This is a genomic window from Actinomycetospora rhizophila, from assembly GCF_042657905.1.
Classification (GTDB): Bacteria; Actinomycetota; Actinomycetes; order Mycobacteriales; family Pseudonocardiaceae; genus Actinomycetospora; species Actinomycetospora rhizophila.
This window is the reverse complement of the sequence record NZ_JBHSKG010000008.1, coordinates 57142-79509: the sequence shown is the minus strand read 5'-3', so window position 1 is coordinate 79509 and position 22368 is coordinate 57142. Positions and strand designations below refer to the sequence as shown.

25 protein-coding genes are annotated in these 22368 nt (G+C 75.0%); 13 read left to right on the top strand and 12 right to left on the bottom strand.

Annotated elements, in window-relative coordinates:
• Positions 1 to 16 precede the first annotated feature (16 nt).
• The 4 genes from ACFPK1_RS16415 to ACFPK1_RS16400 all read right to left on the bottom strand — a co-directional run bounded on the left by ACFPK1_RS16415 (position 17) and on the right by ACFPK1_RS16400 (position 2254).
• A complete protein-coding gene (locus ACFPK1_RS16415; protein ID WP_378022008.1) occupies positions 17 to 985 on the bottom strand; it encodes a universal stress protein in 969 nt (322 codons plus the stop codon).
• A gap of 135 nt (positions 986 to 1120) precedes the next feature.
• Positions 1121 to 1507: a hypothetical protein gene (locus ACFPK1_RS16410; RefSeq protein WP_378022007.1), complete on the bottom strand. Its 387-nt coding sequence runs from the start codon at positions 1505 to 1507 to the stop codon at positions 1121 to 1123.
• Complete coding sequence (locus ACFPK1_RS16405) at positions 1504 to 1740, bottom strand: DUF1918 domain-containing protein (RefSeq protein ID WP_378022006.1); 237 nt, start codon at positions 1738 to 1740, stop codon at positions 1504 to 1506. The genes ACFPK1_RS16410 and ACFPK1_RS16405 overlap by 4 nt, the downstream gene beginning before the upstream one ends.
• Before the next feature lie 76 nt (positions 1741 to 1816).
• Positions 1817 to 2254 (bottom strand): SpoIIAA family protein, encoded by a 438-nt coding sequence (locus ACFPK1_RS16400; RefSeq protein ID WP_378022005.1) that lies wholly within the window; start codon positions 2252 to 2254, stop codon positions 1817 to 1819.
• A 174-nt stretch (positions 2255 to 2428) separates the two neighbouring features.
• On the opposite strand from ACFPK1_RS16400, the gene ACFPK1_RS16395 reads away from it, so the two are divergent.
• Entirely contained in the window at positions 2429 to 2746 is a 318-nt protein-coding gene (locus tag ACFPK1_RS16395) for a 2TM domain-containing protein (protein ID WP_378022004.1), read from the top strand.
• Between the two features lie 18 nt (positions 2747 to 2764).
• Here the strand turns inward: ACFPK1_RS16395 and ACFPK1_RS16390 are convergent, their stop codons facing one another.
• The 4 genes from ACFPK1_RS16390 to ACFPK1_RS16375 form a co-directional block, all read right to left on the bottom strand.
• A complete protein-coding gene (locus ACFPK1_RS16390) occupies positions 2765 to 3304 on the bottom strand; it encodes a DUF308 domain-containing protein (RefSeq protein ID WP_378022003.1) in 540 nt (179 codons plus the stop codon).
• Between the two features lie 111 nt (positions 3305 to 3415).
• Positions 3416 to 4060 carry a response regulator transcription factor gene (locus tag ACFPK1_RS16385; protein ID WP_378022002.1) on the bottom strand — a complete coding sequence of 215 codons (645 nt, stop codon included), beginning with the start codon at positions 4058 to 4060 and terminating at the stop codon, positions 3416 to 3418.
• 105 nt (positions 4061 to 4165) lie between these two features.
• Positions 4166 to 4660 carry a universal stress protein gene (locus tag ACFPK1_RS16380; protein ID WP_378022001.1) on the bottom strand — a complete coding sequence of 165 codons (495 nt, stop codon included), beginning with the start codon at positions 4658 to 4660 and terminating at the stop codon, positions 4166 to 4168.
• On the bottom strand, positions 4657 to 5355 hold the full coding sequence (locus ACFPK1_RS16375) for a hypothetical protein (protein ID WP_378022000.1): 699 nt from the start codon (positions 5353 to 5355) through the stop codon (positions 4657 to 4659). Before ACFPK1_RS16375 ends, ACFPK1_RS16380 begins: the two co-directional genes overlap by 4 nt.
• Positions 5356 to 5518: 163 nt before the next feature.
• Here ACFPK1_RS16375 and ACFPK1_RS16370 point away from each other — a divergent pair, with 163 nt between their 5' ends.
• Positions 5519 to 7984, top strand: coding sequence for a cation-translocating P-type ATPase (locus tag ACFPK1_RS16370; RefSeq protein ID WP_378021999.1), 2466 nt, complete (start codon positions 5519 to 5521; stop codon positions 7982 to 7984).
• Positions 7985 to 8309: 325 nt separating this feature from the next.
• On the opposite strand, the gene ACFPK1_RS16365 is transcribed toward ACFPK1_RS16370, so the two are convergent.
• Entirely contained in the window at positions 8310 to 8843 is a 534-nt protein-coding gene (locus ACFPK1_RS16365) for a flavodoxin domain-containing protein (protein WP_378021998.1), read from the bottom strand.
• Positions 8844 to 9073: 230 nt separating this feature from the next.
• Here ACFPK1_RS16365 and ACFPK1_RS16360 point away from each other — a divergent pair, with 230 nt between their 5' ends.
• The 3 genes from ACFPK1_RS16360 to ACFPK1_RS16350 are packed head-to-tail and all read left to right on the top strand — an operon-like array spanning position 9074 to position 13165.
• On the top strand, positions 9074 to 9583 hold the full coding sequence (locus ACFPK1_RS16360) for a hypothetical protein (protein WP_378021997.1): 510 nt from the start codon (positions 9074 to 9076) through the stop codon (positions 9581 to 9583).
• A complete protein-coding gene (locus ACFPK1_RS16355; protein WP_378021996.1) occupies positions 9580 to 11625 on the top strand; it encodes a wax ester/triacylglycerol synthase domain-containing protein in 2046 nt (681 codons plus the stop codon). Before ACFPK1_RS16360 ends, ACFPK1_RS16355 begins: the two co-directional genes overlap by 4 nt.
• A 1-nt stretch (position 11626) precedes the next feature.
• The gene (locus ACFPK1_RS16350; protein WP_378021995.1) at positions 11627 to 13165 is read left to right on the top strand and encodes an FAD-dependent monooxygenase; all 1539 of its coding nucleotides are present in this window, start codon (positions 11627 to 11629) and stop codon (positions 13163 to 13165) included.
• Positions 13166 to 13283: 118 nt separating this feature from the next.
• On the opposite strand, the gene ACFPK1_RS16345 is transcribed toward ACFPK1_RS16350, so the two are convergent.
• Positions 13284 to 13475, bottom strand: coding sequence for a hypothetical protein (locus ACFPK1_RS16345; protein ID WP_378021994.1), 192 nt, complete (start codon positions 13473 to 13475; stop codon positions 13284 to 13286).
• Positions 13476 to 14030: 555 nt separating this feature from the next.
• Here ACFPK1_RS16345 and ACFPK1_RS16340 point away from each other — a divergent pair.
• From ACFPK1_RS16340 to ACFPK1_RS16310, 7 genes are all read left to right on the top strand, one after another.
• Positions 14031 to 14690: a DUF305 domain-containing protein gene (locus ACFPK1_RS16340; RefSeq protein ID WP_378021993.1), complete on the top strand. Its 660-nt coding sequence runs from the start codon at positions 14031 to 14033 to the stop codon at positions 14688 to 14690.
• A gap of 208 nt (positions 14691 to 14898) precedes the next feature.
• Positions 14899 to 15165 carry a metal-sensitive transcriptional regulator gene (locus tag ACFPK1_RS16335; RefSeq protein WP_378021992.1) on the top strand — a complete coding sequence of 89 codons (267 nt, stop codon included), beginning with the start codon at positions 14899 to 14901 and terminating at the stop codon, positions 15163 to 15165.
• A gap of 82 nt (positions 15166 to 15247) precedes the next feature.
• Positions 15248 to 16645, top strand: a complete 1398-nt coding sequence (locus tag ACFPK1_RS16330) for a rhodanese-like domain-containing protein (RefSeq protein ID WP_378021991.1) — start codon at positions 15248 to 15250, stop codon at positions 16643 to 16645.
• Between the two features lie 3 nt (positions 16646 to 16648).
• Positions 16649 to 17434, top strand: a complete 786-nt coding sequence (locus tag ACFPK1_RS16325; RefSeq protein ID WP_378021990.1) for a sulfite exporter TauE/SafE family protein — start codon at positions 16649 to 16651, stop codon at positions 17432 to 17434.
• A gap of 45 nt (positions 17435 to 17479) precedes the next feature.
• A complete protein-coding gene (locus ACFPK1_RS16320; RefSeq protein ID WP_378021989.1) occupies positions 17480 to 17800 on the top strand; it encodes a rhodanese-like domain-containing protein in 321 nt (106 codons plus the stop codon).
• A gap of 124 nt (positions 17801 to 17924) precedes the next feature.
• Complete coding sequence (locus ACFPK1_RS16315) at positions 17925 to 18848, top strand: ion channel (RefSeq protein ID WP_378021988.1); 924 nt, start codon at positions 17925 to 17927, stop codon at positions 18846 to 18848.
• Positions 18845 to 19948, top strand: a complete 1104-nt coding sequence (locus ACFPK1_RS16310) for a zinc-binding dehydrogenase (protein ID WP_378021987.1) — start codon at positions 18845 to 18847, stop codon at positions 19946 to 19948. Before ACFPK1_RS16315 ends, ACFPK1_RS16310 begins: the two co-directional genes overlap by 4 nt.
• Here ACFPK1_RS16310 and ACFPK1_RS16305 read toward each other — a convergent pair.
• Both ACFPK1_RS16305 and ACFPK1_RS16300 read right to left on the bottom strand, forming a co-directional pair.
• The gene (locus ACFPK1_RS16305) at positions 19935 to 21128 is read right to left on the bottom strand and encodes a serine hydrolase domain-containing protein (RefSeq protein ID WP_378021986.1); all 1194 of its coding nucleotides are present in this window, start codon (positions 21126 to 21128) and stop codon (positions 19935 to 19937) included. The two genes, ACFPK1_RS16310 and ACFPK1_RS16305, sit on opposite strands and share 14 nt — an antisense overlap.
• A gap of 258 nt (positions 21129 to 21386) precedes the next feature.
• Positions 21387 to 21677: a universal stress protein gene (locus ACFPK1_RS16300; RefSeq protein WP_378022195.1), complete on the bottom strand. Its 291-nt coding sequence runs from the start codon at positions 21675 to 21677 to the stop codon at positions 21387 to 21389.
• 261 nt (positions 21678 to 21938) lie between these two features.
• Between ACFPK1_RS16300 and ACFPK1_RS16295 the strand changes: the two genes are divergently transcribed.
• Positions 21939 to 22346 carry a hypothetical protein gene (locus ACFPK1_RS16295; protein ID WP_378021985.1) on the top strand — a complete coding sequence of 136 codons (408 nt, stop codon included), beginning with the start codon at positions 21939 to 21941 and terminating at the stop codon, positions 22344 to 22346.
• The last annotated feature ends 22 nt before the right edge of the window (positions 22347 to 22368 follow it).

Sequence of the window (22368 nt, the reverse complement as noted above, 5' to 3'; positions counted from 1 at the left end):
CGGCCTCCGTGTCCCGTCAGGGCGCCGCGGCGTGGGCACGAGCACCCGTGTGCGCGCGGGCCCTCGCACCGGGCGGGGGCACGACGGCGACGGGGCACGGGGCGCGGTGCACCAGCCCGCGGCTCACCGAGCCCAGCAGTAGCCCGGCGAAGCCCCCGCGGCCCCGCGTCCCCACCACCAGCAGGCGCGCACCCCGCGCCCGCTCGAGCAGCTCCCGCACGGCGCGGGAGCGGGTCACCACCATCGACACGTCGAGGTCGGGATGGATCGCGGACCGTCCCGCGAGCTGCTCGGAGAGCACGCGGCGCTCGTCGCCGGTGATCGCGTCGAGGTCGACGAACGCCTCGGGCACCGCGTCGACCAGCGGGTCGAACCACGTGTGCACCGCGACCAGCGGGCAGCCCTCGGTGTCGGCGACCGTCGCGGCGAAGTCGATCGCCGCCGCGCTGGCGGGCGAGCCGTCGACGCCGACGACCACCGGGGCGTCGGGCCCGGTGGCGACCTCGCCGCGCACCACGACGACCGGGCCCTCGGCGTGCGCGGCCACCGTCGAGGCGACCGAGCCGAGGAGCGCCCCGCCCAGGCCGCCCGCGCCCTGCTCGCCGACCACGAGCAACCCGTCCCCCGCCCGCTCCAGCAGCGCCGGCGCAGCCGGCCCGTCCACGAGCTCGTGGACGACCTCCAGCGACGGCGCCTCGGCCTCGGCGGTCTCCACGGCCCGCCCGGCCAGCACCCGGGCCTGGTCGAGCAGCTCCTGCTGGTACCGGCGCCAGATCGCGGCGTCCGCGACCAGGCTCGGGTCGACGCCACCGTAGGCGGACACCACGAGCAGGCCCCGGCCCGCGGATCGCGCGGCGCGAGCCGCCCAGCGCACGGCGCGCAGCGCCGACTCCGAGCCGTCCGCACCGACCACCACCGGGCGGCCGGGCGCGGCACCGTCGCCCGTCGACGCGCCCACCGGGCTCCCCTCGGGTCCCTCGTCCATCACGCCATCCCTCCGTCTCCTCGGGTCACGTCCTCCAGCGCAGCGTGGCGGCGCGGCGCTCCCGGTCGCCCGGGCCGTCCGGCCCCGATGGGCGGGTCGACGGTCGCGAACCGCGCCGGGCCCCCGTGGCCCGCCTCAGGAGCGGACCTTCCCGGCGTCGTGGCGGGCCCGGTCCGCCCGCAGGGCCACGACCGTCAGGAGCCAGCAGACGACGACGCCGGCGACGAACACCGCTGCCAGCACGGGCCCGAGCGTCGCGACCGGCCCCCAGATCAGCGCCGCGACCCCCACCACGAAGGTGAGGCCGCCCGCGATGACGAGGGTCGGGGTGCCGAGCGGGACGAGGGACACGCTCGCGAGCGCGGCCGCCAGCCCGAGGCCGAGCCCGAGTCCCGCCACGCCCCGCGCGTCGGTGACGAGCAGGCCCGCACCCCGCACCAGGACGGCCACGCACTCGACGACGAGCACCGCGACGAGCAGGTCGACGAGCACGGCCCGCGGCGTGCGCAGCACCGCGGTCACGGGGACACCTCCTCCGGCCCCGCTGCGCCCGGGCCGCCGTGGTGCACGGGGTGCGCCTCGATCCGGGCGTCCGGGCCCGGGAACACCAGGCTGCTGTGGTCGTCGTCCAGCCAGTGGACCCAGTACGGCGGGCTGCCGTCGGCGTGGTCGACCACGACGATCTGCCCCTGTCGCCGGGACGACGCGTCGGTCAGCCCCTCGACGATCAACCAGTTCCCCACCTGTGCACGCATGCCGCATCCTCCTCCGATCCGCGCATCGGGTCCGCAGCGTCGGGCCGGGACGCGACCCGGACCAGGGCCCTACGGCTCACGTCCCGGGGGCCGAGCGGCTCCCGCCCATGGCGGACGCCGTTCCCTCCCCCGGGTCCTCGGGCAGCGACTCCAGCCAGGCGACGGCCTCGTCGAACGAGTCGTCGCCGAACACGCGCATCGGGAAGGGCACGAGCACCCCGGCCAGGTGCACGAGGTCGACGACCCACCGGATGTCGCTGACCAGGGCGTAGGCTGCGACCCCGTGCCACAGGCCCGGGTGGCGCATCCAGATCCCGGCCTTCTCCCACACCGCGCCGGCGGTGAAGCCCTCGTACCGCGGTCCGAGGTGCAGCAGGATGCGCAGCCGTCGGCCCTGGTCGTGGGCGTCCTCGAGCAGGGGCCCGACGATCTCCGCGTAGTCCTCCGCGGTGATCGTGCCGACCGCCTCGATCGCCGTGATGCCTGCGGGCATGTCCGGGACCGTCGCGAGCATCGTGTCCTCCTCGATTCGTGGCCGCGGAGCCAGGGTCGGCCGGATCTCCCGCGCGCGGTCAGGGTCGAGGGTCCCGTCTGGCCGGGGCGTTCGGCGCCGGCACCGGCTCCAGGTGGCCCTTCCCCGTTCCCCGGTCGCGCCGGACCGTCCCCGACGACCCGAGAGGAGGTCCCCATGAGCACCGACGACCAGGCACGCACCGAACCCACCGCCGACGAGGGACCGACGTCGCCCGAGGACGAGCTGCGCACGCGCGCCGTCACCCGCCTGCGCAAGCGCGCCGACTTCCGCACCCACGTGCTGGTCTACCTGCTCGTGAACACGATGCTCGTGGTCATGTGGGCGGTCATCGGCACGACGACGTTCTTCTGGCCGGTCTTCCCCATCCTGGGGTGGGGCGTCGGGCTCGCCGCGAACGCCTGGGACGTCTACCGCCCGGACCCGGTGACCGAGGACCGGATCCAGCGGGAGATGGGGCGTCTGCGCCCTTGACGAGCCCGGCCCCGGCGATCACGGCGTCGTCGTGACCGGACTCGGCCGCATCCGCCCCGCGACGAGGATCGTCGCGCCCTCGATCACGATCTGGATGCCCAGCAGCAGCCCCAGCAAGGACGGCACGGCGATCGAGAGGTTGAACAGCACGACGAGGCCCAGCAGGATCGACAGGATCCCGCTGATGACCAGGACCACCCGGGCCGACGGCATCTGCGAGGCCGCGAAGAGCCGCGTCAGCCCGACGGCCAGGAACAGCGCGCCCGCCAGGAGCGTCAGGCCGGCCGCGCCCGCGAAGGGGTCGCGGACGACGATCACGCCCAGCACGATGAGCACCGCGCCCCCGAGAGCCGCCGACCACGAGACGCCGGACTCGCGGCGGACGAACGCGCCGACGAGGGTGACCAGGCCGGCACCGATCGCGAACCATCCGAGGAGCAGGACGGACAGGAAGGTCGCGACCACCGCGTTGGCCAGCACGACCAACCCGGCCAGCAGCAGCAGGATGCCCAGGACCACGTCCCAGCCGGTCCTGCGTCGTTCCATGACGGTCGTCATCTCGACCTGCTCCCTTCGCGTGGGGTTGGTGAGGCGACGCTGCCCCGTCGCGGACCGTGCGGGCAGAGGCTGACGGTCCCGGTCAGGAGGGGCCTCGGTCCCGATTCCCGGTCAGCCCGAGCCCTCCTCGGTCCTGACCTTGTTGGCCAGCACCGCGGCCTGGACCCGGCGCTGCATCCCCAGCTTCGCCAGCAGCGCCGACACGTAGTTCTTCACGGTCTTCTCGGCCAGGAACATCCGCTCACCGATCTCCCGATTGGTCAGCCCCTCCCCGATGTAGCCGAGCACTTCTCGCTCCTTGGCCGTGAGCTCGGCGAGCGGGTCCGGCGTCTCGGCCCGCGTCCGCAGCCGTGACATCAACGCCGACGCGGCGCGGCCGTCGAGCAACGAGCCCCCGGAACCGACCTCGCGCACCGCGTTGACGATGTCGTTGCCCCGCACGTCCTTGATCACGTATCCGGAGGCCCCCGCGAGCACCGCGTCGAACATCGCCTGCTCGTCGGTGAACGAGGTCAGCATCAGGCACGCGAGCTCCGGCATCCGGGACCGCAGCTCCCGGCACAGCTCGATCCCCGTCCCGTCCGGCAGGCGCACGTCGAGCACCGCCACCCGCGGCCGCACCGCCGGCACGCGCGCCAACGCCTCGGCCACCGACCCTGCGCCCCCCACCACCTCGAGATCGTCCTGCGCGTCCAGCAGCGCCGCGACCCCCTCCCGCACCACCTCGTGGTCATCCACCAGGAACACCGAGATCACGGCGCACCCCCTGCAGCCTCGGACCGGGCGTGGACCGGACCGGTGCCACACCGACCAGCATCGGTCCTCGCGCTGCGATCGGGCAGGGCCGAACGTCCCGGGTGATCAGGGACCCGGCGGCGCGGATGCCGGGTGACAGTCGGCCACCACCCGCACCGGGCAGGGGGCGTGCAGGACGCAGCCCCACCCCACTGAGCCGAGCAGCGCGCTGGCCACCGCTCCGCGTCCGCGGTGGCCGACGACGAGCTCGTCGGCGTCACGGGCCGCGGCGACCAGGACCTCGGCGGCGTCACCCGGCTCGACGGCGACCTCGATCTCGGGTCGCGCGACGTGCTCGCCGCCCAGTTCGTAGGCGACGTCGGTGACCATCTCGCAGACGGCTTCCCGCAGCGATCCCTCGATCTCGGCGCGGCTGGGCAGCGGTGTCGGCAGGGCCGGCAGGCGCCACTCGGGCGGCACGTACACCGCGACCACCACGAGGCGGGCCCCGCGACGGGCGGCCGAGCGCATGGCGTCGACCAGGGCCGCGCGCGATCCGGGTGAGCCGTCGACCCCCACCACGACGGTCGGGCAATGCTCCTCGACCGTGGACGTCCTCATGAGCGCTCCCCCTCCCGCAGCGGTGACCCCGACGACTCTCGGGGTGGCATCCCGTCGCCCCCAGGGCCGAACGGCACCCCGACGGTCCCGGCGTCCCGACCGGCCCGGGCGAGCAGCCGGACGAGCCCGACCCCGGTGACCGCCGCCATCGCCACCGCCATGAGGGCGCCGGCCCCGAGGCCGATCACCACGGCCACGACCAGCGGCTGCCCCGGGTGCCAGAGCGGAGTGGCGGCGGCGAGGAACACGCCCAGCCCGAGCAGCCACGCCAGCGCGGTGACCCCGATCCAGGTCGCGGCACCGACGACGTGGCGGCGCAGCTCCAGCCACTGCGCAGCACCGATCACCAGCAGCACCAGGACCCCGAGCACGGCACCCACACCCACCACGACCGGCACCGGCCAGCCCGCGACCACGGACGCCGCCGCGGACGGCAGGAGCGCGAGGAGATAGGCCAGCGCGGCGGCACCGGCGGTCGCGCCGACCCAGCGGGACACCGACACCGCGGGCAGGGCGCGGCGCAGCACGGCGACCTGCCCCGCTCCCAGCACCGTCCCCTCCACCGCGCCCGCCACGACGAGCGCGGCCAGCGCCACCGCCGTCGAGGAGGCGGCGGTCAGCACACCGACCACGGCCGGGAGGGCGAACCCGACCAGCTCGGCCAGGGCGACGACGAGGATCCACGCGCGCAGCAACGATCTGTGCTGAGGCGAGCCGTCCCCGTCCCGACGACCTCCGTCCGCGGTCACCCGAGCACGGTCGAGCGGACGGTCGCCCCGCACCAGGGACCCGAGGTCGGTCCGCGCAGTGACCTCCGGCCCTGCCGACCGGGACGCCGGCCGCGAACCCTCGGGCCTCGTGACCACGACCGCGCCCGCGTCGGGACTCGGCGACGTCGAGGCCGCCGCACGCCTGCTGCGGGAGGGACCGAACGAGCTCCCGCGCCCGGCCCGGCGATCGGTCCTGCGACGGGTGGCCGCGCAGCTCCGGGACCCGCTGGTCCTCGTCCTCCTGGTCGTCGCGGCCGTCACCACCACCATCGGCGACCACGCCGACACCGCGGTCGTGCTGCTCGTCGTGCTCGGCAACACCACGGTCGGGGTGATCCAGGAGATCCGCGCCGACCGCTCGGTGGAGGCCCTCGACCGGCTCGGCGCCGCCCGCGCCCGGGTGCGCCGCGACGGGAGGGTGCGCACCGTGCCCGCCCGCGAGGTCGTGCCGGGCGACGTCCTCGTGGTCGGGGCCGGCGACGTCCTCGCCGCCGACGGCACCGTGGTGTGGGGCGAGTCGCTGCAGCTCGACGAGGCCGCGATCACCGGGGAGTCCCTCCCCGTCGAGGCCCACCGCCCGGGCACCGCGGTCCTGTCCGGCAGCGTCGTCACGCGGGGGCGCGGCGAGGTCGTCGTCGGGGCGACCGGTCCGTCGTCGGCGATGGGGCGCATCGCCGAAGGGCTGGTGCGCACCCGCACCCGGCGCACCCCGTTGCAGCGCCTGCTCGCCGTCCTCGGGCGGCGCCTCGCGCTGGTCACCGCCGCGCTGTGTGCCGTGGTGTTCGTGCTGGGCCTGCTCCGCGGCGAGGATCCCCTGCTCATGCTCGTGGCCGCGATGAGCCTCGCCGTGGCCGCCGTGCCCGAGTCCCTCCCGGTCGTCGTCACCCTCGGGCTGGCCCTCGGGGCGCGGCGGATGGCCGCGCGGAACGCGGTGGCCCGCAGCCTGCCGGCCGTCGAGACCCTCGGCGCGGTCACGCTGCTCGCCACCGACAAGACCGGCACCCTGACCGAGGGTCGGCTGCGGGTCGCCGAGGTGTGGACGGAGCGCGACGGCGACCTCGACGCGCTCGTGGGCGCCACCGTGCTCTGCAACGACGCGCCGGCCGAGCCCGCAGGTGACGCAGCCTCGCCGGGCACCGATCCCCTGGAGACCGCGCTGGTCGACTGGGCGCGCGACCGCGGGGTCGACGTCGCCGGGGTCCGGCGCCGGCATCCGCGTCGTGGGGCGCTGCCGTTCGACGCCGTCCGCCGGCGGATGACGACCTGGCACGACGACGGCGAGGGGGGCGTCCTCGTCGTCGGCAAGGGCGCCCCGGAGACCGTCCTGCCCCCGCCGGACGAGTCGACTCGCGCCGACCGCGCACGGGCCTGGGCCGAGGACGCGGCCGGCCGGGGCCTGCGCGTCCTCGTCGTGGCGACCGGCCACCGCCGCAGCGACCCGACGGCGGCGGAGGCCGAGCAGGAGCTCGACCCGGTGGGCGTCGTCGCCCTGCAGGACCTCCCCCGCGCAGCCGCCCGGGGCGCCCTCGACGGCTGCCGCCGGGCGGGCATCCGGCCGGTGGTGCTGACCGGCGACCATCCCGCGACCGCGGCGACCGTCGCCGAGCAGGTCGGGCTGGCGGGGCCGGGCGAGCCCGTCCGGGTCGCGGCGGTCGACGAGGACGCCGACCGCCGGGACCACCTGCTCGAGGTCGACGTCGTGGCGCGCTGCCGACCCGAGCGCAAGCTCGAGCTCGTCGCGGGCTGGCAGGCGCGGGGCGAGGTCGTCGCGATGACCGGTGACGGGGTGAACGACGGGCCGGCCCTGCGGCGGGCCGACATCGGGGTGGCGATGGGCAGGCGCGGCACCGAGGTCGCCCGTCAAGCCGCCGACCTCGTGCTCGCCGACGACGACCTGAACACCGTCGTGGCGGCGGTCGAGGAGGGTCGGCGCATCCACTCAAACGTGCGCCGCTTCCTCGCCTACGCGCTGGCGGGCGGCCTCGCCGAGGTCCTCGTGATGCTCGCGGGCCCCGCGATCGGGGTCGCGCTCCCCCTGCTCCCGGCGCAGATCCTCTGGATCAATCTGCTGACCCACGGTCTACCCGGCGTCGCCTTCGGCACCGAGCCGTCGGAGCCGGGCGCCATGGCGGCGCCGCCCCGTCGGCCCGGCTCGTCCGTGCTCGCCGGCGGTCTCTGGCTCGCGGTCCTCGTCGTCGGGACCACGGTCGCGGCCCTCACCGTGGCCGCCCTGCTCCTCGTCGGCGGGCCCGACCCGCGCAGCGCCGCCTTCCTGACCCTCGGCCTCGGGCAGCTGGGCGCGGCCATCGGCCTGCGGTCGCGGCGCGCACCCCGCGCCGTCCGGTCGCCCGGCCCCGACTGGCTCCTCATCGCGGTGGCCGGCGCCGTGCTGGCCCAGCTCGCCGCGGTCACGGTCGGCCCGCTGATGAGCCTGCTGCGCACCACGACCCCGACGCCCGCCGGACTGGCGACGGCGACCGCCGGGGCGGTCGTCGCGGGCTTCGTCGCCCGCTGGTTCGCCCGCCCCCGCGTGGCGGAGAAGGGCTCCCGTTGACGCCGCCGCGGGTGGTCGTCGTGGTGCTCACGCGGGACCGACCGGTCGCGGTACCGCGGGGGCGACGCGGTGATCGTGCCGTCGGCCGCGACGACGAGACCGGCGCGCCCGACACGGCGGGCCAGCCACGTCGCGGCCTGGAGGCGTCGCATGGACGGTGGTCAACGCCGCGACCCCGTCGACCACGGTGACGACGTCGTGGCCCTCGAGCTCCAGCGCCCGCTCGAGGGACTCGCGGATGGTGCGGTCGTATGCGACCAGGACGCGTGGGGCCACCCCGTCATCGGGCGACCCGTCCGTCGACACGACCACCACCGCCTCCGTCTCACGGTCGGCCGCGAGGTCGCGGCAGGGCCGTGAGCACCCGCGCCACGCCGTCCGCCCAGGCGTCGATGCGGGGCCAGTCCCGATAGTCGCCGGCGCCCCGGGTCAGGAGGAGCATCGCCACGCGCCCGAGCAGCGGCAGGTGCTCGCTGCGGACGACGCCGCTGACGACGACGTGGTCGCGGATCGAGACCCGGCCCGCGAGCTCCGCCACGAGGGCCGGGGGCTGGAGCACGCGGGCGAGCCCGGGCAGCGGCCACCGCAACGCGTCGGGCATGCCGACACTGAAGAGCCACACCGGTTTCGCGGCCAGGTCGGGCGCGTGCTCGTCGACGAACGCGCGCGCCTCCGGCAGCCAGCGCTGGTCGTGGACGGCGCTGCCGAGGACGTAGGCGTCGAACTCCGCCGTCCCCACGACGCGGCCGAGCGCCGCCACCTCGGTCTCGAGTCCGTGGCGCGCGAGGCGGGCGCCGACGTGCTCGGCGATCTCGCGGGTCGACCCGTGCGCCGAGGCGTACCCGACCAGGACCCTCATCGTCGGCCTCCTCGGTCCCCCGTGGGCCGGTGCGATGCGCACCATCCGCGCGGGCACGCCGGACCGGAAGGGACCGAAGGGGCCGTGCCCGAGGGTCCGTCGGTCCGTGGTCCCTGCCGCGAGAGGTCCGAGCAGGCACCGCCGGCGCGGACGTTCGTCCCTGGCTCGCGCCGCCCCCGTGCGGTGCCCTCGCCCGGGGACGACGTCGACGACCGCGTGAGGAGAACGCCATGGAGAACAACCCGCTGTTCATCGGGCTGTGGATCGTGTGCGGGGTCGCCACCGTCGTGGCGGCCGCGCTGGCGCACCGCAGCAGGACCGCCCTCGTCGTCGGCCGCGGGGCGGTGGGGGTGCTGTTCATCGTCGGCGGGGCGCTGCTGCACGTGATCAACCTCGTGTCCGGCGCGACGTACTCCGGCTTCGCCGACCCGGCGTTCTTCCCGTGGGTCACCACCACGTGGCAGCTGGTCGTCGTGCCCGACGCCGTCGTGTTCATCGGGCTGCTGGCGCTGTTCGAGGCCGTCGTCGGCGTCCTCGCGATCAGTGGCGGGCGCGCCACGCAGATCGGCTACGCCGGCGTGATCGCGTTCTACCTCCTGCTCTGGCTGTTCGGGTGGATGGAGCTCGTCTGGGTCCTGGTGCTGATCGTGCCCATGCTCCTGCTGCTGCGGGCCGAGCGTCGCGCGGTGCCCACGCGCAGCACGGCGCCGAGCGCCGCGCCCGGGGTCGGCGCCCAGTGAGCGGCACGAGCGCGCCGCCGGACCGCGCGAGCGCGAGCGACCGCGCGTTCCTCGCCATGGACGGTGGCCGCTTCCCCGAGCAGTTCGGCGTCGTGCTGCGGCTCGCCCCGCACCGGTCGGTCGACCTGGACTGGCTCCGGCACCTGCTCGCCACGCGGGTCCCCGCGGTGCCACGCCTGCGCCGCCGGCTCGTGCGCACGCCATGGGGCTGCGGCGGGCCGATCTGGGTCGACGATCCGGACTTCGACATCCGGCGTCACGTGCTCCACACGACGTGCCGGGACCCCGGTGACGACGCCGCCCTGGCGGAGCTGGCGTGGTGCATCGTGACCCGACGGCTTCCCCGCGACGCCCCACTGTGGGCTGCGGTCCTGGTGACCGGACTGGTGGAGGGTGGGACGGCGATCGTGGTCGTGCTGCACCACGCCCTCGCGGACGGCGTCGGCGGGCTCGCCGTGCTCACCGACCTGGTCGACCCGGGCAGGGGCGCTCCGACTCCTGGTTTCCCCGCGAGGCCACCGCGCGCTCGCGTTCTCGCGTACGACGCGGCCCGGCGCCGGTGGCGGGCCCTGCGGGATCTGCGGGTCACCACCCGCCTGCTGCGGGCGTCACTGACCGCCGGCGGCGGGCTCCGCCCGACTCCGGCACCGCCCTGCTCGCTGCTCGCCCCGACCGGCCCACGACGGCGGCTCCTCGTCCTGCACCACGAGCTCGCCGCCCTGCGCGATGCGGTTCACCCCCGTGGCGCCACCGTCAACGACGCCCTGCTCGCCGCGGTCGCCGCCGCGCTGCAGCAGGTGCTGGAACGCCGCGGTGAGGTCCTCGACCGGATCGTGATCACCGTGCCGGTCTCGGGGCGGGGCGGGGCGCAGCGCCGGGAGCTCGGGAACCTGGTCAGTCCCCTCCTCGTCCCGGTGCCCACTGATGTCGGGCGGGACGAAAGGTTGGCCGCCGTGGCCGCCCGGGTCCGTGCCGGGCGGGCGGGCGCCGTCGGTCCCCCGCCGATCGCCCTGCTCGGTGGGCTCTTCCGTCCCCTCGCGGCGCTCGGGGGCTTCCGCCTCTACATGCGCCGCCAGCGCCGGCTGCACACCCTGGTGAGCCATGTGCGCGGGCCTCGATCTTCGGTCGCTCTCGGAGGCGTCGCGATCACCGGCGCCTTCCCCGTCTCGGCCGGGGACGACAGCAACCTCACCGTCTACGTGGACGCCCTGAGTTACGCCGGCGTCCTGGCCATCACCGCGGTCGTCGATCCCGATCACTTCCCGGAGGGCGACGACTTCGCCGAGGTGCTCCATCGCGAGCTGGTGGCCCTCAGCGCGGCCCCTCGTGCACCGGACACGGCGCCCCGGCGGACCGAAGTCCCCGGATCGCGGGTCGAGCGGCCCTCGCGCGTCGGCGGTCTCCCCGCGATCGTCCGGGGATCGCTCGCATCAGCGGGTCCGGGAGCAGCGGGGAGGCCACGCATGGCGCCGATCGAGGAGCGGACGGCGGCCACGGCGCCGCTGCCCCGCGGCGAGGCCGCGCTCGCGGTCGCGCGCTGCGTGATCGTCTCGCTGCGTCTCCTGGTCCGGGGTCGCCTGCGCTGCCCGCGCACACGGGTGGGCGTGACCGTGCGGTTCGGCGACGGCAGCGTCTCCACGATCTATCGCGAGACGATCGTCGCCGGCGCGGTCGCCGCCCGCCCCTGCGCCCTCGTGGTGCGCTTCCGTCTGCGGTGGGTCCGGGGCCGGGGACACGCCCTGTTCCGGGCCGAGAGCCTGCTCAACACCCCCCTCTTCGCCGGGTTCCCCGGGTTCGTCGCGAAGTGGTGGCTCGCCGCCGACGACAACGGCGTGTACCGCGGGCTCTACGAGTGGGACGACGCCGCCCGGGCCGACGCGTACGCCCGGGCGCTCTGGCGGGTGCTCGCGCTGGTGAGCGAGCCCGGTTCGATCGACTATGTCGTCCTGCCCGGTCGTCACCGCGACGATCTGCTCACCGTGTCGCCGCCGGGCGGAGGCCAGCCGGCGCCCGGTGAGTGGTGGCGCCCGGTCGCGAGCTGAGATGGACCGGGAGGTGCTGGTCGTCGGCGCCGGGCCCACCGGCCTGGCGCTGGCCCTGCACGCGCACGCGCACGGCGCCGAGGTGCGCATCGTCGACCGTCGCGTCGAGCCCCGGCCGTCGCGGGCCCTGGTCATGCACCCCCGCACCCTCGAGCAGTTCCGTCCCCTCGACCTGGTCGACGTCCTGCGCCGACGAGCCCTCGACGAGCCGCAGGCGCTGGTCCATCTGGGCTCCCGGACGGTGCGGGTCCGGCTCGACGACCTGAGGGTCGGGGACGGGCCGCTCGGCCATCCGTGGATGGTCCGCCAGCGGGACGTCGAGGACGTGCTGGCCGACGCCCTCCACCAGCGCGGCGTTCGTGTGGAACGCGGCGCGGCACTCGAGGATCTCGCGGTCGGCCGGGACGGGGCCCGCGCCCTGCTCCGGGGCCCGAGCGGCGAGGAGCGCGTCACGGCCCGGTGGGTCGCGGGGTGCGACGGCATCGAGGGCGCCGTGCGCCTGCTCGCGGGCATCCCCGTCGTGTCACGGGCCTACCGCCAGGAGGTCCTCCTCGCCGACGTCGACCTCTCCGGCGACCTCGAAGCCGGCGTAGCCCACGTCGTGGCCGCCTCCCGAGGGCTGGTGTTCGTCTTCGCCCTCGGGGAACGTGCGCCGTGGCGGGTCCTCGCGACCCGTGGCGCCAACGACACCGGTCGGCAGGGGCCGCCCGACCGTGACGAGCTGCAGCAGCTGCTCGACGCGAGCGGTCTCGCCGTCCGGGTCGACCGGGTGGCCTGGTCCGACCGACTCCGTCTGGCCCGGAGGTTGGCCGCGCGCTACCGGCGGGGACCGGTCGTCCTCGCCGGGGATGCGGCCCACAGCCACTCCCCCGCGGCGGCGCAGGGGATGAACCTCGGCCTGCAGGACGCGGCGGCCCTCGGGTGGCGGCTCGCGCTCGCGGACTCGGCCCGGCGCCCCGGGGTCCTCCTCGACTCCTACGAGGAGGAGCGTCGCCCGGTCGCCCGCGCGTCCATCACCCTCACCGACCTCGTGTTCTGGGCCGAGTCGTCCCCCACCGGCGTCGCCGCCCTCCTGCGCGGGGTGCTCGCCCCGCTCGCCGCGCCGCTCGCCCCGGCACTGCTGCGCCGCCCGGCGCTCACCGCCCCGACGCTGCGGCTGCTCGCGGGCCTGTGGGTGCAGCACCGCCACAGCCCCGTGTCGCGCGACGACCTCCCGGGACACCGCGGACTCCGCCCCGGCGACCGGTTGCCGGACTCCGAGGTCGTCACCGAGCACGGCCCGGTCCGGCTGCACGACCTGACCGCCCGACCGGGGATCCACGTCCTGCTGGCCCGCAACGCCCGTGACGTCCCGCCCTCGACCCTCGGACCGCGGGTGCACGTGCACCGCCTGCGGGACCGTCCGGGAACGACCCTCGTGGCGGTCCGCCCCGACGGCTACCTCGGCTACCGCGGCACCGACCCCGTGCACCTGCGCGCATGGCTGGGCGACACGGGGGCGCTCGATCGGGCAGTGGGCGTCGCTCGGGCGACCAGATGAGTCCCACGGCCCACGGCACCTGCGGCGCGGGCTCCGGGGTGGTCCTCCTCGGCGTCAGTCCCGACTCGTCCCACGTGCCGTCGGAACGGCACGGAGGTCGCTCCGGACCTCACCGAGGTCAGGCAGCTGCTTCGAGCTCGGCGTCGCGGCGGGCGAGGTGCCAGGGACGGTTCGGTACCGTCCCCGCCGTGATCCGCCGGCACGGGAGCTCGCGACGTCGCGCGGGCAGCGCGATGCCGGCGAACCTGCTGCCCGCCACCTGGTACGTACGCCTGACACTCCTGGTGATCACGCTCGGGTTGGTGCTCATGCACCACGTGGTCGGCGCCCACCAGCACTCCGCACCGGACGTCGTGCCCGCCGCGTCGTCGGCTCAGTTGCCCGTCGCCCCATCAGCGCCCCCGACGGGCGGGCACCACCACGGCGGTGACGCAGCGCAGGCCGGCGGCGCCGGCGAGCACGGAGTGCCGTCGGAGATGCCGAACGCCACACCCGACACGGGTGGCGCGGCCCTTCTCCACCACCATCCGGACGAGAACGGTCACGATCACGCCGGGTCCCTGCTCCACATGTGTCTCGTCGCGCTCGTGGGTGCCGCGGTGTTCCTGCTCGTGCTCGTCCTCGTCGCGCTGTGGTGGCGGCCGCCACCTCCGCGTCGTGACACGGAGGGCGCCGCACGGGCGACAGAGCCTCGAGCCCCTCCTGCGTCCTCGAGACAGGCCGAGCTCCAGGTCCTTCGGCTGTAGGCCGGCCCACCGACTGCGCGAACGTCCGTGTCCGGATGTGAGCGCAGCGGCGCCGCGTCCTGTCATCAGCGCCGGCTCGTCGCGCACCGGTCGGCGCTCCAGCCGAAGGAGACTTCGTCGTGCGTGTCCGTCTTCTCGGCGGCGTGATCGCCGCCGCCACCGCCGCCGTCGTGGCCGCCGGATGTTCAGGCTCCGGCACGGCTCCACCCGCGGCCGGCCCCCTGTCTGCTCCGCCACCTGCCCCGTCACCATCGGCCGCGGCGCCGATCTCGCCCGAGCACAACCAGGCGGACGTGATGTTCGCCCAGGGCATGATCCCGCACCACGTCCAGGCCATCGCCATGTCGTCCCAGGCCTCGAGCCGAGCAGCGTCCCCGGAGGTCAAGGACCTGGCCGCTCGCATCGCCCGGGCACAGGCTCCCGAGATCGAGCAGATGCACCAGATGCTCGACACCTGGGGCGCTCCCCGCCCGCAGCCGGGCTCCACCGCGATGCCCGGGATGCCGGGACACGGGATGCCGAGCATGCCGATGGGCGACATGTCCATGCCCGGGATGATGAGTGACGCCCAGATGCAGCAGCTGGCGGCGCAGTCCGGGGCCGCGTTCGACCGGATGTTCCTGCAGATGATGATCGAGCACCACACCGGCGCCGTCCAGATGGCGCAGATGGAGCAGGCGCAGGGTCTCAACCCGCAGGCCAAGGAGCTCGCCGGCGCCATCTGGGCCGCTCAGCAGCAGGAGATCACCGAGATGCAGACCCTGCTCAGCAGGGTCTGACCGGCCGGGGGCGGGTCGGCGTGGCTCCGACGGGGTCGACGCCCGTTCTCCTTGCGAGCGCCGAACCGTCGCCGCGGCCCGCCCCCGGGAAGGCCGATCGCAGCGCGAGCCCGTCACGCGTGACCACGGTCATGGCACCACCTGGCATACCCCCTGGGGTACCTTGGTTGTACGGGGCGTCAGCCCTGACACCAGAGGGGAGCCCACCATGCAGGTCCAGGCCGCTGAACTCACCGACGTGGTCAGTCGGCTGCGACGCGTGGAGGGTCAGATCGCCGGCATCGTGCGGATGATCGAAGAGGGCCGTGAGTGCAAGGACGTGGTCACCCAGCTCGCCGCGGCATCCCGAGCCCTCGACAAGGCCGGCTTCAAGATCATCGCAACCGGCCTGCGGCACTGCATGACCGAGAACGACGACGGCGAGCGCGCCGTCGACGTCGCCGAGATGGAGAAGCTCTTCCTCTCCCTGGCCTGAGCAAGCCCGCGGCGGGCGTTCCCGGCCCCGACCCCCGACCGATCCAGCAACGGTAGATACCCTACCGGGTAGGGAATATGTCATGATCGACGTGCGGACCATCGCCACCATCGGCCTCGGCGATCGCAGCTACCTCGCCCACGACGGCGAGGTCGCGCTGGTCGTCGACCCGCAACGCGACATCGACCGCGTCCTGGCCCTGGCCGACGAGCTCGGCGTGCGGATCACCCACGTCGCCGAGACCCACATCCACAACGACTACGTCACCGGCGGGCTCGAGCTCGCCCGACGCACCGGCGCGGCCTACCTCGTCGACGCGCGCGACCACGTCGGCTTCGAGCGCACCCCGATCGCCGAGGGCGAGGACGTCGCGATCGGGACGATGCGGCTGCGCCCCCTGGCCACCCCGGGCCACACCCACCACCACCTGTCCTACGCCCTGGCCGACGCGTCCGGCGCCGTGACCGCGGTGTTCACCGGCGGGTCGATGCTCTACGGCACCACCGGGCGCACCGACCTCGTCTCGCCGGACGACACCGTCGAGCTCACCCACGCCCAGTACCACTCGGTGCGACGTCTGGTCGACGAGCTCCCCGGCGACGCCGTGGTCCTCCCGACCCACGGCTTCGGCAGCTTCTGCTCGGCCACCCCACCCTCGGAGGAGGCGTCCACCGTCGGCGGCCAGCGCGCGGTCAACCCGGCGCTGACCCAGGACGAGCAGGAGTTCGTCGACACCCTCATCGCCGGGCTCGGGGCCTATCCCGCCTACTACGCGCGCATGGGGCCCACCAACGCCGCCGGACCCGCACCGGTCGACCTCTCGGCTCCGGAGCCGGTCGGGCCGAGCGCGCTGCGCACCCGCCTCGAGCAGGGCATCGCCGCCGGGCAGTGGGTGGTCGACCTGCGCGAGCGCACCGCGTTCGCCGCCGAACACCTGGTCGGATCCCTGTCCTTCCCGCTCGCCCAGCCCTTCGTCACCTACCTCGGGTGGCTCATGCCCGCCGACGCCGAGCTGACCCTGATCGGCGAGACCGGCGAGCAGGTCGCCGACGCCCGCCGCGAGCTCGTGCGCATCGGCATCGACCGCCTCGCCGGCGCGGCCACCGGACCACTCGACACCCTCACCGACGGCGCACCGACGGCGTCCTACGAGGTCTCGGGGTTCGCCGGCCTGCTCGCCCGCGACCCGTCCGCGGTGACCGTCGTCGACGCCCGCACCGAGAACGAACGCGCCGGCGGTGCCGTGGCCGGGTCGGTGCACATCCCGCTGCACGAGATGCTCGCCCGCCGCGGGGAGGTCCCCGACGGCGAGGTGTGGATCTACTGCGGCTCGGGCTACCGCGCCTCGGTCGCGGCCTCCCTGCTCGCCGTCGAACCAGGCCGCGACCGTGAGCTCGTCGTGATCGATGAGGACTGGCCCCACGCCGCCGACGCGGGACTGCGCATCGCGCACGACCAGGCGCCCGTCCTCACCTCCTGACGGATGCTCGGGCTCGCCGCCCTGTTCGGCGGCGCGATCGGCGCGTTGCTGGGCCTCGTCGGCGGGGGCGGCGGCACCCTCGCCGTCCCCGCCCTGGTCTACGGACTCGGACTGCCGCTCTCCGCCGCGGTCCCGGCCTCACTCATGATCATCGGGCTGGCCTCCGCGGTCGCGGTCGCTCCCCGCGCCCGCCGGGACGTCAACTGGCGCCTGGCCGGGGTCATCGGTGCCTCCGGCGTCCCCACCGCGTTGCTCGGAGGCGTGGTGAACCACCACCTCGACCAGCACGCCCTGCTGCTCGTCTTCGCCGCGATCATGGTGGTGGCGGCGGTGCGGATGCTGCGCGCCACGAGCGAGACCGGTGGGGTCTGCGACCTGCCCGGCGGCGGAGTGGCCTGGCGGCGCTGCCTCCCCCGTGCGATCGCCACCGGACTGCTCGTCGGGTTCCTCACCGGGCTGCTGGGTGTCGGCGGCGGTTTCCTGCTCGTGCCCGCCATGATCGTCGCCCTCGGCCTGCGCACCCGCGGCGCCGTGGCGACCTCATTGGTCATCATCGTGATCAACTCCGCGGCCGGGTTCGTTCCCTACCTCGTCGCCGGACACGCCGCCGCCGACATGGACTGGCCGCTCATCGCGGCCTTCGCTCTCGCGGCCGTCGCCGTTTCGCTGCCCGCGGCCCGACTCGCATGCCGTGTCCCCGCCGTCGTCCTGCGCCGTGGCTTCGCCGTGCTGGTCCTGCTCGTCGCCGCCGGCGTCCTCGTGCAGGCGTCCACAGCCCTGACCGCGTGACCTCCCGAGCCGCCCACGACCGACATCAACACCGAAGGGACTCCGATGACCACCATTCGCGAGATCACCGTCGACCAGCTCGCCGCGGTCCGTCGGGACGTCGAGCCCACGCTCGTGCTCGACGTGCGCGGGCGTGCCGAGTACGCGGCCGGCCACGTGCCCGGCGCTCTCAACATCCCCCTCGACGAGCTCCCCGAGCGTCTCGAGGAGCTGCGGGGCAGCGAGCGCGTCGCGGCGATCTGCCGATCGGGAAGGCGGAGCATCGAAGCCGCCGAGACCCTCGTCGCCGCCGGCTTCGACGCCGTGTCGGTGGCCGGCGGGACCACCGGCTGGACCGCGGCGGGCCGGCCGACCCGCGTCGACTGACGCGGATGCCACGCCTCGCCGGACCCAGCGATGCGGGTGTCCGGGACGTTGGTCCGTGTCCGACCGTTGGTGGGGCGACGACGATGGCCGGGGTGAGTTCCCTCCACCTGCCGGCAGGCGCACGGTGAGCCCGGCGGCGGACGTGCTCTCCTCGGCCGTCGGCGCGGCGTTGATCGCGGTCGCCCTGTTCGACGTGTTCGCCACCCTCTTCTCGCACCCGCGGCGGCACTCGCCGAGCCGCGGAGTGATCAGCGCGACCTGGTCGGCGTGCCACCACGTGCCCGGATCACGGGCACTGGCTCTCGCCGGACCCGTTGCGTTCGTCGTCGTCGTGACGAGCTGGGCGACGATCCTCGCGGTGGGCTGGGCGCTGCTGTACTGGCCCTGGATGCCGGAGGGCTTCCTGCACGCCGCGGAGCTCGACGGCGCCGGGACGGGGCTGCTGGACGCCCTCTCCTTCTCGCTGGTCACCCTCACCACGCTCGGCTACGGCGACGTCGCGCCCGCGCACGGACTGTTGCGGGTGGCCGCGCCGCTGGAGTCCCTGCTCGGGCTCGGGCTGTTGACCGCGAGCGTGTCATGGCTCCTCTCGATCTTCCCCGTCCTGTCCCGGCGACGGGCCCTCGCCTACGAGATCCGACTGCTCGAGGAGGTCGGAGCCGACGCCGTCGATCCCGGTCCGCCCTCGCCGCTGCCTCCGGGTGTGTACGCCGACCTCACCTCGCGGCTGGTGGCCTGCGAGCGCGACCTGGTCACCTTCCCCATCACCTACTACTTCCACGACGACGACCCACGGTTCGCGCTGCCGGCGGTCATGGGCCACCTGCTGGACCTCGCCGAACAGGCCCGCCGGCACAGCGCGTCCACCGACGCGCACTTCCACGCCGGGTTGCTGCTGCGCGCGATCGACGACTTCGCCGCGAGCATCGTCGGACGGTTCCGCGTCCTGGACGGCTCCACGCGGGATGTGCTCGAGGCCTACGCCCACGACCACGCGGTCGGACGCCCGGCGACAGATCGTCCGCCCCGGACCGGGAGGGAAGCATGAACGACGTGCACGACCAGGGAACGATGACCGCCGCGGTCCTCACCGCGTTCGGTGGGCCGGAGGTCCTCGTCGTCCGGCACGACGTGGCGGTACCCGTCCCGGGGCAGCAGCAGGTCCGGGTACGGGTGAGCGCCGCCGCGCTGAACAACACCGACGTCTGGACACGGGAGGGGGCCTATGGCACTGCCGAGGACCCGGACGCGCCGGCGGGCTGGCTCGGGCCGGTGGCGTTCCCGCGCATCCAGGGCGGAGACGTCGCCGGCGTCGTCGACGCCGTCGGTGGGGGCGTGACGTCGGAGCTCCTGGGGCGTCGCGTGCTCGTCGATCCAGCCCGGTACGCCCACGACGGTCCCGACGCGCCGATCACGGCGGTGCTGGGCAGTGAGTTCGACGGCGGGTTCGCCGAGTACACCGTCGTCGACGCCGCGCGCGTCCACGACGTCACCGGGTCGCCCCTCACCGACGAGCAGCTGGCGTCCCTGCCCATCGCCTCCGGGACCGCCATGGGGATGCTGGAACGTGCCGGGATCGCCGACGGGGAGACGGTGGTGGTGACCGGGGCCTCCGGCGGCGTGGGGCTCGCCGCGGTCGTGCTGGCCGCGGCCCGCGGGGCGCAGGTCACCGCGGTCACCGAGCAGGCCAAGGCAGCCCTGGTCGAGGAGGCCGGAGCCACGAGGACCGTCGACCGCTCCGGGCCGGGCGGTGATGTGGTCGCCGCGGTGCGCGCGGCCCATCCGAATGGGGTCGACGCCGTGGTCGACGTCGTCGGCGGTGATCAACTGTCGCGACTGATCGATGTCCTCGTACCCGGAGGCCGCGCCGTGGTGGCGGGAGCCGTCGCCGGCCCCGTGCCCGCGATCGACCTCCGCCGGCTCTACCTGCACAACCGGGTGCTCATCGGGTCGACGATGCACACGACGGCGCACTTCGCGAAGCTGGTGGACCACGCCCGCGCTGGGGACGTCCGGCCCCGCGTGGCGGCGGGCCACGCGCTCACCGCCATCCACGAGGCCCAGGCGCAGTTCCTGCGGCGTCGGCACGTCGGCAAGATCGTCGTCGTTCCTGACGGAACCCGCGGGCCAGCACCTACGTCCGGGTGAGCACCGTCGACAACGCCTCGCGCAGGGCGAGGTCCCGGGGGTCGCCCTGCAGCCGGGTGCCCATCCGGTCGGTCACGTAGCCGTAGCCCAGCCGTCGCTCCGGGTCGGCGAACCCCATCGACCCGCCCGAGCCCGGAGCCCCGAACGCGGCGCCGGACCCGAAGGCGAACCCGTCGCTGGGCTTCATGAAGCCGAGCGAGAACCTCGCCGGCCGGTGGAGGCATGCGTCCTGCCAACCGCGGAGGGCCGGTGCCGCCGGGGCCGCGAGGGCCTCCAGCGTCTCCGGACGCAGACCCAGTGGGCCACCCGGGGCGGCGAAGGCACCGTAGATGGTGGCCAGCGCGCGGGCGGTGGCCACAGCACCCCCGGACGGGACCTCGAGGTCCCTGACGATGACGTGCTCGGGATCGACGTAGAAGCCGGTGCCCGGGTTGGCCACCAGCGAGCGGTACAGCACCGAGTGCCGTCGCATCGCGTCGATCGCCAGCCGCAACGGCAACCCCGTCAGACGCGCCCAGGCCGACGGCGGGACCAGGGCCGCCAGCCGCTCGTCGGGCACCGACGACGGCGTCCCCACGTAGACCTCCTCCCCCACGCCCAGTGGGTCGGCGATGTCCTCGGTGAGCACCCGGCCGATGGTGCGGTGGGCGGGGTCGAGGCGCCGTACCAGTTCGTTCTCGTAGAAGCCGAGCGTGATCGCGTGGTACGCCTGGCGCTCCCCGGGCGGCCAGGCGGGCTTCTGGCGCTCCATGACACCCGCCAGCCGGTCCAGGTCGGCCACGACGTCGCGGTCGACCGGCTCGTCGAAGCCGAACAGACCCGCCTGGTGCGCCAGGAGCGCGCGGACGGTGATGTCCTGCTTGCCGGCCCGGCCGAACTCCGGCCAGTAGGTCGCGACGCGCTCGTCGTGATCGAGCAGACCGCGGGAGTGCATCAGCGCGAGGACACAGGCCGACAGGCCCTTGGTGGTCGAGTGGACCAGGGTCATGGTGTCGGCGTCCCACGGTGCGCCGGTCGCCCGGTCCCGGAGGCCGCCCCACAGGTCGACCACCACCTCCCCGTCGAGGACGACACAGACCGCCCCACCCAGCTCGTGCCTCTCGCTGAGGTTCGTGACGAACGCGTCGCGCACCCGGCCGAAGCCGTCCGCCACCGTCCCGTCGACCGCGACGTCCGGCACCCGGTGCCTCGTCCGCTGCGCCATCTCCTGCCCCGTTCCTGCTCTGGGTGTGTCCCGCCCGGGCCCGGTGGAGCGCGAGGATGCGTCGCAGCGCCCGGGCCGGGGAGTGCCGGACGACCCGGGAAACCGAGCCGTCCGGCATTGGGCCGGGCGCGCCGTCGTGGCCGGCCCCGGCAGGCCGATCACGCCTGGAAGCCGTTCAGCGGTCGGCGGCCGCGTGCAGCGGGACCACCACGACGGGTCGGTGGGTGCGGGCGATCAGTCCGTGCGACACCGAGGGGCTCGGCCCAGCAGGCGACTGAGCACGCTCCCGGCACCTTCACCGCGGCTGCCGACGACGATCAGCAGCGCGTCGTGGTCGTCGGCGACCCGCCGAAGCAGCGTGACCGGATCGCCCCGGGCGGTGCGATAGGTCCACGGTCCCGGCAGATCGGCCAGAGCGGACTCCACCTCCCGCTGCTCGGCGGTCAGGGTGTCCTGCGCCTGCTCCTCCCAGTCCGGCGGTGGCCGAGCACCACGTAGGTGGTCGGCTCCGAGCCCGCGCGGGATCGCCCCGGCCGCGACAGCACAGCGGGCACCGACTCACGCAATCCGGGTCGGGGTTCCGCGGGAGTCATGCGTCGCTCCCTCCGACGGCAGCGTGAGGTGGGCGGCTGCTGACGCCCGTGGCCCCCCGTCGTCTCGAGGTTCGGACCCGGCCGCGATGGTGCGCCAGGGCACTCCGACCGCCGGCGACCCGGGTCCTGGGTCGGTGCGCCGCAGGACGGTGGGCCCTGGACCGACCGCCTCGAGCCGAGCGAGGCTCTGGTCATGTCGCGCGCCGTGTACCGGGTGTGGGTCCCGGGCTGGCTGGGGCTCCTCCTGCTCGCCCTGCTGAACGGCACCCTGAGGGCCACGGTCCTCGGGCCACGGCTCGGCGAGGAGACCGCGCGCCGCGTCGCGACCATCGTCCTGCTCGCGGCCCTGACCGGCTACGTGCGCGGGCTCCAGCGGCGGCACCCGATCCCGGACGCCGGGCATGCGTGGATCATCGGGCTGTCGTGGGTGGTCATGACCGTGGGCTTCGAGTTCGGCTTCGGACGGCTGGTCGCGGGGCTGACGTGGTCGGAGCTGCGGGCCGACTACGACGTGTCGGCCGGCCGCATCTGGGTGCTGGTGCCGCTGTGGACCGCCGCGGCCCCCGAGGTGATGCGGCGACTGACCTCATCGAGGACGTGACGGCCGGGACCCGCCGCGGTCG

What these genes read in the sequence shown, in the direction of transcription:
- ACFPK1_RS16415 (WP_378022008.1), bottom strand. Translation starts at nt 985, where the DNA reads ATGGACGAGGGACCCGAGGGGAGCCCGGTGGGCGCGTCGACGGGCGAC.
- ACFPK1_RS16405 (WP_378022006.1), bottom strand. Translation starts at nt 1,740, where the DNA reads ATGCGTGCACAGGTGGGGAACTGGTTGATCGTCGAGGGGCTGACCGAC.
- ACFPK1_RS16400 (WP_378022005.1), bottom strand. Translation starts at nt 2,254, where the DNA reads ATGCTCGCGACGGTCCCGGACATGCCCGCAGGCATCACGGCGATCGAG.
- ACFPK1_RS16395 (WP_378022004.1), top strand. Translation starts at nt 2,429, where the DNA reads ATGAGCACCGACGACCAGGCACGCACCGAACCCACCGCCGACGAGGGA.
- ACFPK1_RS16390 (WP_378022003.1), bottom strand. Translation starts at nt 3,304, where the DNA reads ATGACGACCGTCATGGAACGACGCAGGACCGGCTGGGACGTGGTCCTG.
- ACFPK1_RS16380 (WP_378022001.1), bottom strand. Translation starts at nt 4,660, where the DNA reads ATGAGGACGTCCACGGTCGAGGAGCATTGCCCGACCGTCGTGGTGGGG.
- ACFPK1_RS16365 (WP_378021998.1), bottom strand. Translation starts at nt 8,843, where the DNA reads ATGAGGGTCCTGGTCGGGTACGCCTCGGCGCACGGGTCGACCCGCGAG.
- ACFPK1_RS16360 (WP_378021997.1), top strand. Translation starts at nt 9,074, where the DNA reads ATGGAGAACAACCCGCTGTTCATCGGGCTGTGGATCGTGTGCGGGGTC.
- ACFPK1_RS16350 (WP_378021995.1), top strand. Translation starts at nt 11,627, where the DNA reads ATGGACCGGGAGGTGCTGGTCGTCGGCGCCGGGCCCACCGGCCTGGCG.
- ACFPK1_RS16345 (WP_378021994.1), bottom strand. Translation starts at nt 13,475, where the DNA reads ATGAGCACCAACCCGAGCGTGATCACCAGGAGTGTCAGGCGTACGTAC.
- ACFPK1_RS16335 (WP_378021992.1), top strand. Translation starts at nt 14,899, where the DNA reads ATGCAGGTCCAGGCCGCTGAACTCACCGACGTGGTCAGTCGGCTGCGA.
- ACFPK1_RS16330 (WP_378021991.1), top strand. Translation starts at nt 15,248, where the DNA reads ATGATCGACGTGCGGACCATCGCCACCATCGGCCTCGGCGATCGCAGC.
- ACFPK1_RS16325 (WP_378021990.1), top strand. Translation starts at nt 16,649, where the DNA reads ATGCTCGGGCTCGCCGCCCTGTTCGGCGGCGCGATCGGCGCGTTGCTG.
- ACFPK1_RS16320 (WP_378021989.1), top strand. Translation starts at nt 17,480, where the DNA reads ATGACCACCATTCGCGAGATCACCGTCGACCAGCTCGCCGCGGTCCGT.
- ACFPK1_RS16310 (WP_378021987.1), top strand. Translation starts at nt 18,845, where the DNA reads ATGAACGACGTGCACGACCAGGGAACGATGACCGCCGCGGTCCTCACC.
- ACFPK1_RS16295 (WP_378021985.1), top strand. Translation starts at nt 21,939, where the DNA reads ATGTCGCGCGCCGTGTACCGGGTGTGGGTCCCGGGCTGGCTGGGGCTC.